Origin of the sequence: Janthinobacterium sp. PSPC3-1 (assembly GCF_049896105.1) — a bacterium.
Classification (GTDB): Bacteria; Pseudomonadota; Gammaproteobacteria; order Burkholderiales; family Burkholderiaceae_D; genus Janthinobacterium.
This window is the reverse complement of sequence record NZ_JAFCTQ010000002.1, coordinates 475259-486611: the sequence shown is the minus strand read 5'-3', so window position 1 is coordinate 486611 and position 11353 is coordinate 475259. Positions and strand designations below refer to the sequence as shown.

Genomic DNA, 11353 nt, shown 5'->3' with positions numbered 1-11353 from the left:
CTTGGTGGTGATAGGTGGACTTGAACCACCGACCCCAGCATTATGAATGCTGTGCTCTAACCAACTGAGCTATATCACCAAACAGACCGGTCAGACCGGATGCTCGTTTTGACCAGGACAAACCTGGTCGATGTTCTTTGGTGGTGATAGGTGGACTTGAACCACCGACCCCAGCATTATGAATGCTGTGCTCTAACCAACTGAGCTATATCACCCAACAGCCGAGCATTATCCAGTCTTCCGTTTTCCTTGTCAATGCCGGCCGCAAAAAATCTGTGGGTTTTTCGCGCTGTCTTATTTCAGGGACGTTTGGATCTGCGCCAGCATCTGTCCGGCCGGATCCTTGCCCAAGCAATCGATGACGATGCGGTCGGGCATGGCGCGCAGCCAGGTCAGCTGGCGCTTGGCCAGCTGGCGCGTGGCGATAATGCCCGTCTCGCGCAGCGCGGCGCGGTCGATGCGCCCGTCGAGGTAATCCCAGGCCTGGCGGTAGCCGACGCAGCGCATGGAAGGCAGGCCTGGGTGCAGGTCGCCGCGCCGGCGCAATCCTTCCACCTCGTCGAGCAAGGCATCGTCTTTCAGCATCGTATCGAAACGGGCGGCGATGCGCGCGTGCAGCACGGCGCGGTCGGACGGCTCCAGCGCGAACGACTGCAGCCGGAACGGCAGCACCGTCTTTTCGCGCAGCGCCAGCAGGGCCGACATGGGCTGGCCCGACAGGGCGATGATTTCCAGCGCGCGGCCGATGCGCTGGGCGTCGTTCGGCGCCAGGCGCGCCGCCGTGGGCGGATCGAGCTGCGCCAGGCGCACATGCATGGCGGGCCAGCCGATGGCGGCCGCGTCCGCTTCCAGCTGCACGCGCAGGGCCGCGTCCGCGCCCGGCAGGTCGTCCAGGCCATCGGTCAGGCCCTTGAAGTACAACATGGTGCCGCCGACCAGCAACGGCAGCTTGCCGCGCGCCGTGATGTCGGCCACCAGGCGCAAGGTGTCGTTGCGGAACTGCGCCACCGAATAGGCATCGAGCGGGTCGATAATATCGATCAGGTGGTGCGGTACCTGCGCCAGTTCTTCAGGCGTCGGCTTGGCCGTGCCGATATCCATGCCGCGGTAGACCAGCGCCGAATCGACGGAAATGATCTCGGCCGGGATCACTTGCGCGATGGCCAGCGCGGCGGCGGTCTTGCCGCTGGCCGTGGGGCCCATGATGGCGATGGCGGGGGGAAGTGTGTTGGTCATGATGCTTTGTGGTGGCTTGCTATGCAAACCCAACAGCGACTGCCGGGGTCGGACCCTCAGGGTCCGACCCCAGAATTTGCGGTTGGGGTTAAAAGTTATTGGCCGCGCAGGAAGAGCTTGTCCAGCGCATTGATCTCGACCTGCACCCAGGTTGGCCGTCCGTGGTTGCACTGGTCGGCCCGCTCGGTGCTTTCCATCTGGCGCAGCAGGGCGTTCATTTCCTGCACCGACAGGATGCGGTTGGCGCGCACGGCCGTGTGGCAGGCGAGGGTGCCCAGCAGTTCGTTCTGGCGCTCGATCAGCACGCGCGAGCCGCCGTATTCGCGCACGTCGCGCAGCACGTCGCGCGCCAGCGTCTGCGCGTCGGCATTTTTCAGCAGGGTCGGCACGCTGCGCACGGCCAGGGTGGTGGGCGACAGGGCGGCGATATCGAAGCCCAGCGCTTTTAACGTCTCCTGGTTTTCATTGGCGGTCGACACTTCGATCGCGTCGGCATAAAACGTCACCGGGATCAGCAGCGCCTGCACCTGCATGTCCTGGCCCGATACCTGCGCCTGCAGCGCGTTTTTCAGCTGTTCGTACAGGATGCGTTCGTGCGCCGCGTGCATGTCGACCAGCACCAGGCCTTTGGTGTTCTGCGCCAGGATATAAATGCCGTGCAGCTGGGCCAGGGCAAAGCCCAGTGGGTATTCTTCGCGCGCCATGGCTTCGGCCGAGGCGACATAGGGCTGGACTTGCGTGATCGGCGACGGCGAACCGGCGAACAGCGCGCCATAGGCGGCCGTGTCTTGCGCCACGCCGGGTGCCTCGGCAAAGAAGGGCATGCTGCCGCCAGCGGGCGCGGGCGCAAACGTGTTCGTGAACTGGGCGCCGAACGAGGTCTGGGTCTGCTCGCGCCGCCACAGGCCGGGACCACCCAGGCCTGCACCCGTATCGCCGCCCAGGCTGGAGGCGGCCGGCAAGGGCGCCGGCACGCTGCCAAACGCCGTGGCCGAGGTTTGCGCCAGCGCGCGCTGCACCGCGTGAAAGACGAACTGGTGCACCGAGCGGCTGTCGCGGAAGCGCACTTCGATCTTCGATGGATGGACGTTGACGTCGACCAGCGAAGGATCGAGGTCGAGCGCCAGCACATACGAGGGAAAACGGTCGCCGTGCAGCACGTCCTGGTAGGCCATGCGCACCGCGTGCACCAGCAGCTTGTCGCGCACGAAGCGGCCGTTGACATAAAAGAACTGGCCGTCGGCGCGCGCCTTGGACGCCGTCGGCAAGCCGGCAAAGCCGTGCAGGCGCAGGCTGCCGGCCGCTTCGTCCAGCGCCAGGCGCGCCTCGGCAAAGTCATTGCCGAGGATGTGCGCGCTGCGCTTGGCCAGTTCGCTGATGTTCCACTGGTCGATGGTGCGGCCGTTGTGCGACAGCGAGAACGACACGTCGGGCCGCGCCAGCGCGATGCGGCGCACGACTTCGGCGCAGTGGCCGTATTCGGTCTGTTCGGACTTGAGGAATTTGCGCCGCGCGGGCGTATTGAAATACAGGTCCTGCACGTCGACCGTGGTGCCCTGCGCGCCGGACGAGGGCGTTACCGTACCATTGTGCGAGCCGACGATTTCCCAGGCGTGGGCCGCGTCCGCCGTGCGCGAGGTGACGGTGACGGCCGCGACCGACGCGATCGAGGCCAGCGCCTCGCCGCGAAAGCCCAGTGTGCCCACGTTTTCCAGGTCGTGCAGCGAAGCGATCTTGGAGGTGGCGTGGCGCGCCAGGGCCAGCGGCAATTGATCCTTGTCGATGCCGCGGCCGTTGTCGGTGATCGCGATACGCTTCACGCCGCCTTCTTCCAGCCGCACGGTGATCTGCGTGGCGCCCGAGTCGAGCGCGTTTTCCAGCAGCTCCTTGACCACCGCCGAGGGCCGCTCGACCACCTCGCCGGCGGCGATTTGCGAAATCAGCTGGTCAGGCAGGGCCTGGATCGGACGGTGGGGCGTGATGGGAGCGTTCATGCGGCAGATTATACCGGGTTGGATTATTTGCCCACCTCGCGCACCGGTATCGGCGCATTGCACAGGTCGACATGCCCGGCCTGCACCTTGCTCCACGGTCCACCCCGGTTGCGCTGGGCTTCCAGCACGGCCTGGTAAGCGGCGCTGTCGGTGCGCATCACCTCCATCCGCACGCGCTGCTCAGGCGGCACATCGGACGCCAGGCGCACGGACTTGATCGGTACATTCTTGTCCGGGCTGTCGTAAAAGCCCATCGGCGCCGCGCCGCGCGGCAGGGTCGCCAGCAGGGGCATGCCGGAGACCACGCGCCCGACCACGGTGATGTCGCGGTCCAGGTGGCGCGGCGACTGGCCGATGACGGCGTACAGCTCGGTGCCGCCGCCGCTGTCGCTGCCCACGTCGCGGCCCACGCCGACCGTGGCGTAGCAGTGCGTCAGCCAGGCGGTGCCGCTTTTCGGGTCGCGCGCGGACGGAAAGCCGTTCGAATGGCCTACTTGCGGCGCGTAGCCGTCGACGTCCGGCAGGCGCGTGAAGCTGCTGATGGTTTTCATCGGCACTGTGAATTCGCCGGGCAGGGTGCGCTGGGCGTGCTTGATCGGTTTCGGATTCTTTTCATCGGGGTCGCCCCATTGCGCTACCCAGTTGTCCTGTGCGCGCGTGATCGCCAGGCCGTCGTAATACTGCTCGGCCACCAGCGCCTTGATATTGGCCACGTGTTTCGGCGCGAACTCGGGCGCCAGTTCGATCACGATGCGCCCGGCGGCGATCTCCAGGTACAGCGTATTGGCTGGGTCCAGCGCGCGCCAGTCGGCCGGCGTGGAAGCCTTGATGACGTCGGCCACCGTCTGTTTGGCGGGCAATTCGGCTGGCGCACGGATGGTGGCGGCATGCAAGGACGGCAGCGCCGCGCCGATGGCGGCGGCGATGGCCAGTGTCGTGAGGTGATTCGGTCGCATGGATTCTCCTGGTCGGCGCGGTTTGCGCCCGGCGGAAAGTGTATAACGGAATGGCAATATTTCGGAAGGAGAAGCATGGCGCAAAAGCGTGCCGGCATGTCGTGCCGCAAGACTGGCGGCGCCCGGTTTCCTTAACCTGGCCTTAAAATGTCACGCCGCACGCCACACATGCCCGGGCGCTGAAAATTAATCACGAAATAGTGGCCCGGGGACTGCCGTCGCACAGGCCCGGTGGTGTATGATTCCGGCGCTACCTTTAGGGAAAAAAATATGGATTTTGTGCAATTCCTCGACATGATTGTCCATGTCGACAAGACACTCGGTATCTTGATTGAACAGTACGGCACGCTCGTGTATGCGGTGTTGTTTGCCATTATTTTTTGTGAAACAGGCCTGGTGGTGCTGTTTTTCTTTCCTGGGGATACGCTGCTGTTTATCGCCGGCGCTTTTTGCGCCACCGGCCAGATGCACCTGGGCTTGCTGATCGCGCTGCTGGTCACGGCCGCCATCACCGGCAATACCCTCAATTACTGGATAGGCGAGGCGATCGGGCAAAGGGTGTTTACCCACGATTACCGCTGGATCAACAAGGACGCCATGCGCCGCACGCATGAGTTTTTTGAAAAGCATGGCGGCAAGACGATTATCCTGGCGCGCTTCGTGCCGGTGGTGCGCACCTTCGCGCCGTTCGTGGCCGGCATTTCCGACATGACGCATGCGCGCTTCCAGATGTACAACGTCACGGGCGCCCTGCTGTGGGTGGTAGGCCTGGTCACGGCCGGCTACTTCTTCGGCAATATTCCATGGATCCGCGACCACCTGACCCTGATCGTGCTGATCGGCGTGGGCGCCGCCGTGGTGCCGGTGGCGCTGGGCGGCATCTGGAAACTGTACAAGAAAATGACGGCCCGCTCGGCGTAAAGCAGCAAACGGCTGCGGGGCAATCGCGCCCCGCAGCCGGTTTTTCCCTTCTGTCGGTCCTGTTGTCCTTCCCCGTCATTCAAGTTTTGGATGTTTCCAGCCGTAAACCAGAGAGTACTCTTACTTTCTGGATTTCCATGCGACATTTGAGCGCCCTGTTAGCTTGCAGCCTGGCCGTGATGACGGCGATGGCAAGCGCCAAAGATGCCCCCACGCCGCTGGTCCCCGCCGGCAAGACTCCCGTGCCTGCGTCCGCGCCCGCCTCCGCCTCCGAGCGCGCGGCGGCCATGAAAACCCTGACCGAGTCCGTCAAGGGCAAGCCGCCCGTCACCGTGGCGCCCACCGCGCGCGACAAGGAAGAGGCGGCCGAAGTCGACCTGTCCGAACGCATCGCGGCGCGCCTGGCGGAAATGCGCGCCACCCAGGCCGCCCGCGCCGCCGCCCGCGCCAAGCGCGCCACCGTGGCGAAAGCCGTGCCGCCACCACCGCCACCGGTGGCGCGCGGCACGCACTGGTCGTACGAAGGCGACAGCGGCCCGGCCAACTGGAGCAAGATCAATGTGGACTGGGGCAAGTGCAGCAGCGGCAACCGCCAGTCACCGATCGATATCCGCGACGGCATGAAGGTGGAACTGGAACAGATCAGCTTTGACTACCACCCCTCGTCGTTCAACGTGGTCGACAATGGCCACACGGTGCAGGTGGCGGTGGGCAGCGGCAACTACATCACGGTGCAGAACCGCATGTTCGAGCTGCAGCAGTTCCATTTTCACCGGCCGTCGGGCGACCGCATCAATGGCAAGACGTATGAGATGGTGGTGCACCTGGTGCACCGCGACGCCGAGGGCCGCCAGGCCATCCTGGCGCTGATGCTGGAACGCGGCACGCCGCAGGCGACCATCCAGACCGTCTGGAACAACCTGCCGCTGGAAAAATTCGACACCATGAGCCCATCGATTTTGCTGGACCCGATGGAGATGGTGCCCACGCGGCGCGACTACTACACCTACATGGGATCGATGGAGCAGCCGCCGTGCAGCGAAAACGTGCTGTGGCTGGTGATGAAGCAGCCGGTGCAGGCATCGGCTGCGCAAATGGCGCTGTTTAGCCGGCTGTATCCGCTGAACGCACGGCCAGTGCAAGCCACCAATGGCCGCATTATCAAGGAATCGAACTAAACTCCAATTGCTGGCTGCCGTGCCATTCGGCGCCGGCGGCCAGCAAGTCCGGCTGGATCAGGGCCGCTTCGATGCAGACAAAACGCGGGTATTCGTCGTCGGCCAGGTCGGGCAGGGCGGCCGCATCCTGCGCGCCCGGATTCCATATCACCGCATCGGTAAAACCCTGCTGCGCCAGGCGCAAGGTGTCGCCGCCCGATTCGAGCTGCAAGGGGCCGGGCAACTGGTGATAGATGCGATCGAGCTTGTCGGCAAACTGCAGCACCTCTTCCGCCTGCAGCGCGTCCGGCGGCGTCTCTTCCGAATAGCGCACGCGCTGCAGGCCGGTAATGCGCGCCTGGTCCAGTGCATCGATGGCGAAATAGCTGTGCAGGGCGGCCGAGAACGGGAAGGGCTGGCTGCCCGTGTTGTGCACGGCCAGGCCGATCTCCAGCGATGATGCCTGCACCGTCACGCGCAGGCGCAGGGCGAAGTCGAACGGCCAGGCGGCGGCGATCGCCTGCGGCAGGTCGTCTTGGGTAAGGGTGAATTCGGTCCAGGCGGCGCCGTTGTCGGTCCCGCTGGCCGCCTCCTGCCAGGTCGCGACGCGGGCAAAGCCGTGGCGCATGCCGGCGCCGCGCGCGCCGAATTGCGGGAAGATCACGGGTACGCCGCCGCGGATGGCGCGGCTGCCGTCCAGTTTTGATTCGCGGCTGCAGAACAGGCGTTCGCGGCCATCGCTGCCGCGCCATGACACCAGGTGGCCGCCATACAGCGTTACCGTCGCCTGCGCGCCATCGGCGGCGCGGATGGTCACGGCCGGCAGCTGGCCAAATGTGTTCTTGCTCATGCTTGTGTTCCTGTCAGGTCATGCGGCTTTTCGCCAGCGGCGGATTTTTCGCAAAATAATTCTTGATGCCAGTGACGATGGCGTCGGCCATCTGGTCCTGGTAGCCGTTGTCGGTCAGCTTGGCTTCTTCTTCCGGATTGGAGATGAAGGCGGTCTCGATCAGGATGGAGGGGATGTCGGGCGCTTTCAGCACGGCGAAGCCGGCCTGCTCGACCGAGCCCTTGTGCAGGCGGTTGATGCCGCCAATTTCGCGCAGCACGGCCGCACCCAGCTTCATGCTGTCATTGATCTGCGCCGTGGTCGACAGGTCGAGCAGCACGCTGGCCAGCTGCTTGTCGTGGTTGCCCACATTCACGCCGCCGATCAGGTCGGCCTGGTTTTCCTTGTCGGCCAGCCAGCGCGCGGCGCTCGACGATGCGCCTTTTTCGGACAGCGCAAACACCGACGAGCCGCGCGCGGTCGGCTGCACGAAGGCGTCGGCGTGGATGGAGACGAACAGGTCGGCCTGCACCTTGCGCGCTTTTTCCACCCGCATGCCGAGCGGCACGAAGAAGTCGGCGTCGCGCGTGAGCATCACGCGCATGTTCGGCAGCAGTTCCAGCTTGGCTTTCAGGCGCTTGGCAATCGCCAGCACCACGTCTTTTTCGCGGCTGCCGCGGCGCCCGCTGGCGCCCGGGTCCTCGCCGCCATGGCCGGGGTCGAGCGCCACCGTAATCATGCGCACCACTTTCTGGCCCGGCTGGGGGCGTGCTTCGGGACGCTGTTCCGGGCGCACGTCGGGCCGGATCGCCGGCAGCGTGGGCGTGGCCGGCACGCCCGGTATCACCACCACCAGCGGTGGCTTGCCGCTGTCGGGCAGGGGCAGCGCCGGTGGCGGCGTGTGCGTATCGCTCATCAAGGGCTTGCCCGGGTCGCTCGACCAGTCGCCTTTTTCGATCATCTGCGCGATCAGGTCCGGTTCCTGCACCGGATACAAATCGAAAATCAGGCGGTGGTTGTAGGAGCCGGCCGGCGGCAGGGTAAACAGCTGCGGGCGCACTTCTTCCTTCAGGTCGAATACCAGCCGCACCACGTTGGGCCGGTTCTGGCCCACGCGCACCTGCTTGATATACGGGTCGTTCGACTGGATCTTGGCCACCAGGCCCTTGAGCGTGGGATTGAGTTCCAGTCCCTCGATGTCGACCACCAGCCGTTCCGGGTCCTTGACGATAAAGTGGGTGGCCTTCAGGATGCTGTCGTTTTCCAGCGTGACGCGGGTGTAGTCGTCGGCCGGCCAGACGCGCACGGCGAGGATTTGCGCCGCCATCGCCGACATCGGCGCGAACACGGACAACAGCAGGGTGCCGCCGGCCTTCAGTACCGTACGCCGTGTGATCGGCGACGATATCAAAGGTTCGGGGCGAATTTGAGACGTTGGAGGCATGACAGACCCAATTCAGAAGACGCTTGCAATTCTACATCACGGCCTGCGCCCGCAACGTTCAGGTAAATATCGAGGTCGGCCGGCGGCAGCACCGGATAGGCTTTTTCCGGCCACTCGATGATGCAGATGTTATGGCCGTCGAAGTCTTCGCGAAAACCGGCGTCGAGGAATTCTTCCGCGCTGCCCATGCGGTACAGGTCGAAGTGGATCACCTGCACCGCCTGGCCGTCCAGTTGGACGGTGTAGGGTTCGGACAGGGTATAGGTCGGGCTTTTCACGTGGCCGGCGTGGCCTGCCGCATGCAGCAGGGCGCGCGTGAGGGCCGTCTTGCCGGCGCCCAGGTCGCCGTGCAGATAGATCGCCATTCCCGGCGCCAGCGCGCGCGCCAGGGCGGCGCCCAAGGCGGCCGTGCCGGCTTCATCGTGAAGATGGGCTTTGAAGTGTTCTGTCATGGTCGTCGGTATCGCATAAAATAGAGGCCGCTGCGCCTGCGCGCATCAGTCATTGTAACCGCCAGCGCCCCTGCCGCACTTCGTAAAGTTTCCTATGTCCGCCACCGTCACCGATCTCGCTGCTTTAGCGCGCACCATCAGGCAATGGGGGCGCGAGCTCGGTTTTGCCGATGTGCGCATCGCCGACGTCGACCTGTCGCACATGGAGGCACCCTTGCAGGCCTGGCTGGACGCAGGGTATCACGGCGAGATGGACTACATGGCCAGCCACGGCATGAAGCGTGCGCGCCCGGCCGAACTGGTGCCGGGCACGGTGCGCGCCATCAGCGCGCGCATGAATTACCTGCCGCCGGCGCTGGGCCCGGACTGGCGCGCGCAGGAAGCGGCGCGCGATGCCGATCCGACGGCGGCCGTGATCTCGGTGTATGCGCGCGGCCGCGACTACCACAAGGTGATGCGCTCGCGATTGCAGCAGCTGGCCGAACGCATCAAGGGCGAGATCGGCGACTTCGGCTACCGCGTGTTCAGCGATTCGGCGCCCGTGATGGAAGTCGAGCTGGCCACCAAGGCGGGCCTGGGCTGGCGCGGCAAGCACACCTTGCTGATCAACCGCCAGGGCGGCTCCTTCTTTTTCCTCGGCGAGATCCTGGTCGACGTGCCGCTGCCGGTCGACGCGCCCGAAACGCCGCACTGCGGCCAGTGCTCGGCCTGCATTACCGTCTGCCCGACGCAGGCCATCCTGGGGCCGCACCAGCTCGACGCGCGCCGCTGCATCTCCTACCTGACCATCGAACTGAAGGGCGCGATCCCCGTCGAGATGCGCCCGCTGATCGGCAACAAGGTGTATGGCTGCGACGATTGCCAGACCGTCTGCCCGTGGAACAAGTTCGCCCAGCGCGCCGTGGTGCCCGATTTCGACGAGCGCCACAGCCTGGGCAGTGCCGGCATGGTCGAACTGTTCGCCTGGACCGAAGAAGAGTTCAACCGCCGCATGGAAGGCAGCGCGATCCGCCGCATCGGCCACGAACGCTGGCTGCGCAACCTGGCCGTCGGCATGGGCAATGCGGCGGCCAAGGCCAGGGGACAGCCCGACATCGTCGCGGCGCTGCTGTCGCGGCGCGACCATCCGTCCGGGATCGTGCGCGAGCATGTCGAATGGGCGCTGGCGCTGCACGGCATCAGTTAGCCCTGCTTCAATCTCAGCGCCGACCAGCGCGCGTCGATGGCGATCATCGCCACGCTATCGAGGCCCAGCACCTGCGCGTATGCGCGGATGCTGTCGCGATCGATATCGCTGCCCGCCTTGACTCCCCCCTTGATATAGCCGACCCACAGCGCGCCGCCCGGCGCCAGGCGCGCCTGCGCCGGTGGCAAATGCTGTTCCAGCTCGGCCCGGCTACGCGCGAACAGCAGCAGCCAGTCGGCCGCTTGCCCTGCGCCCGCCATGCGTTCGGCCGGCAGCGTGGCCAGCAGTGCCGCATGTTCTCCAAGGTCGTTGAGCACGGCCAGGGTCCCGGCATTTTTCACATACATTTTTTCTGCGACCGTCTTGTCCGCCATGGCGCCTCCCGAGGATGAAAAGGCGAGGATAGCAAATTTCTCCTTGACTTATCGATATATCGTTATAAAATGACGATACCTACTAACGATATATCTTTAAAGAAGAGACAACATGAGAAACTCACAGCATAGAGAACAAGGCCAGGGCGGCCACCATCATCACCATCATCATCAACACGGCGATTGCGGCCATCATCACCACCATCGTCATGAGCGCATGGACATGCACGGCCGCGGTCCACGCGGGGGCTTCGACGGCAACGGCGGCGAACGCGGCGATGGCATGGGGCGCGGCGGACCCGGCGGCCGTGGCGAACGGGCCGAGCGCGTGTTTGGCCGCGGCGACCTGCCCCTGATCGTGCTGGCGCTGATCGAGATCAGCCCGCGCCACGGTTATGAAATCATCAAGGCCATCGAAGAGCGTTGCGCCGGCGCCTATGCACCCAGCCCGGGCGCCGTCTACCCGACCTTGACCCTGCTCGAAGAGCAGGACCAGGTGACGGCGTCGGACAGCGGCAATGGCAAGAAACTGTACACCATCACCGAACTGGGCCGCGCGCATCTCGACGCGAACCGTGCCCAGGTCGACGGCATTTTGGCCCGCCTCGACATGTTCGCCCGGGCACAGGCGCGCCGCGCGCTGCCCGAGCGCCTGCACCAGGCCATGCACACGCTGAAGCACGCGCTGCTGCTGAACAAAACCAGCTGGAGCGACGAGCAGACCGACAGAGTGGCCGCGATCCTCGAAAAAGCCGCCAACGAGATCGTCGACGGCCACTGAACGCCACAGAAAAAGGATAGACC

The 11353-nt window shown here is 64.9% G+C and carries 11 protein-coding genes and 2 tRNA genes; 4 read left to right on the top strand and 9 right to left on the bottom strand.

The features are described 5' to 3' along the window. Positions 1-2: 2 nt before the first annotated feature. The 5 genes from ACP7B7_RS04480 to ACP7B7_RS04460 all read right to left on the bottom strand — a co-directional run bounded on the left by ACP7B7_RS04480 (position 3) and on the right by ACP7B7_RS04460 (position 4186). Positions 3-79, bottom strand: a tRNA-Met gene (locus tag ACP7B7_RS04480). 59 nt (positions 80-138) lie between these two features. Next, positions 139-215, bottom strand: a tRNA-Met gene (locus tag ACP7B7_RS04475). 79 nt (positions 216-294) lie between these two features. After that, positions 295-1236: a tRNA (adenosine(37)-N6)-dimethylallyltransferase MiaA gene (gene miaA / locus ACP7B7_RS04470; RefSeq protein WP_426075877.1), complete on the bottom strand. Its 942-nt coding sequence runs from the start codon at positions 1234-1236 to the stop codon at positions 295-297. Positions 1237-1331: 95 nt separating this feature from the next. Continuing rightward, complete coding sequence (gene mutL, locus ACP7B7_RS04465; RefSeq protein WP_426075876.1) at positions 1332-3230, bottom strand: DNA mismatch repair endonuclease MutL; 1899 nt, start codon at positions 3228-3230, stop codon at positions 1332-1334. A 23-nt stretch (positions 3231-3253) separates the two neighbouring features. After that, the gene (locus ACP7B7_RS04460; RefSeq protein WP_426075875.1) at positions 3254-4186 is read right to left on the bottom strand and encodes a peptidylprolyl isomerase; all 933 of its coding nucleotides are present in this window, start codon (positions 4184-4186) and stop codon (positions 3254-3256) included. Between the two features lie 270 nt (positions 4187-4456). Between ACP7B7_RS04460 and ACP7B7_RS04455 the strand changes: the two genes are divergently transcribed. Beyond that, a complete protein-coding gene (locus ACP7B7_RS04455; protein ID WP_308924547.1) occupies positions 4457-5107 on the top strand; it encodes a VTT domain-containing protein in 651 nt (216 codons plus the stop codon). A gap of 137 nt (positions 5108-5244) precedes the next feature. Then, positions 5245-6285: a carbonic anhydrase gene (locus ACP7B7_RS04450; RefSeq protein WP_308924548.1), complete on the top strand. Its 1041-nt coding sequence runs from the start codon at positions 5245-5247 to the stop codon at positions 6283-6285. Here the strand turns inward: ACP7B7_RS04450 and ACP7B7_RS04445 are convergent. Genes ACP7B7_RS04445 through tsaE form a run of 3 tightly spaced genes read right to left on the bottom strand, consistent with a single transcriptional unit; the run spans position 6269 to position 8989 of the window. Next, complete coding sequence (locus ACP7B7_RS04445) at positions 6269-7114, bottom strand: D-hexose-6-phosphate mutarotase (protein ID WP_426075874.1); 846 nt, start codon at positions 7112-7114, stop codon at positions 6269-6271. The two genes, ACP7B7_RS04450 and ACP7B7_RS04445, sit on opposite strands and share 17 nt — an antisense overlap. Before the next feature lie 13 nt (positions 7115-7127). Beyond that, entirely contained in the window at positions 7128-8537 is a 1410-nt protein-coding gene (locus ACP7B7_RS04440; RefSeq protein ID WP_426075873.1) for an N-acetylmuramoyl-L-alanine amidase, read from the bottom strand. Then, positions 8501-8989 carry a tRNA (adenosine(37)-N6)-threonylcarbamoyltransferase complex ATPase subunit type 1 TsaE gene (tsaE, locus tag ACP7B7_RS04435; protein ID WP_426075872.1) on the bottom strand — a complete coding sequence of 163 codons (489 nt, stop codon included), beginning with the start codon at positions 8987-8989 and terminating at the stop codon, positions 8501-8503. Before tsaE ends, ACP7B7_RS04440 begins: the two co-directional genes overlap by 37 nt. 94 nt (positions 8990-9083) lie before the next feature. Here tsaE and queG point away from each other — a divergent pair, with 94 nt between their 5' ends. Continuing rightward, positions 9084-10175, top strand: a complete 1092-nt coding sequence (gene queG, locus ACP7B7_RS04430; protein ID WP_426075871.1) for a tRNA epoxyqueuosine(34) reductase QueG — start codon at positions 9084-9086, stop codon at positions 10173-10175. On the opposite strand, the gene ACP7B7_RS04425 is transcribed toward queG, so the two are convergent. Further along, positions 10172-10549 carry a DUF3052 family protein gene (locus tag ACP7B7_RS04425; RefSeq protein WP_426075870.1) on the bottom strand — a complete coding sequence of 126 codons (378 nt, stop codon included), beginning with the start codon at positions 10547-10549 and terminating at the stop codon, positions 10172-10174. The two genes, queG and ACP7B7_RS04425, sit on opposite strands and share 4 nt — an antisense overlap. A 223-nt stretch (positions 10550-10772) precedes the next feature. Here ACP7B7_RS04425 and ACP7B7_RS04420 point away from each other — a divergent pair, with 223 nt between their 5' ends. Then, complete coding sequence (locus ACP7B7_RS04420; protein ID WP_426075869.1) at positions 10773-11330, top strand: PadR family transcriptional regulator; 558 nt, start codon at positions 10773-10775, stop codon at positions 11328-11330. Positions 11331-11353: the final 23 nt, after the last annotated feature.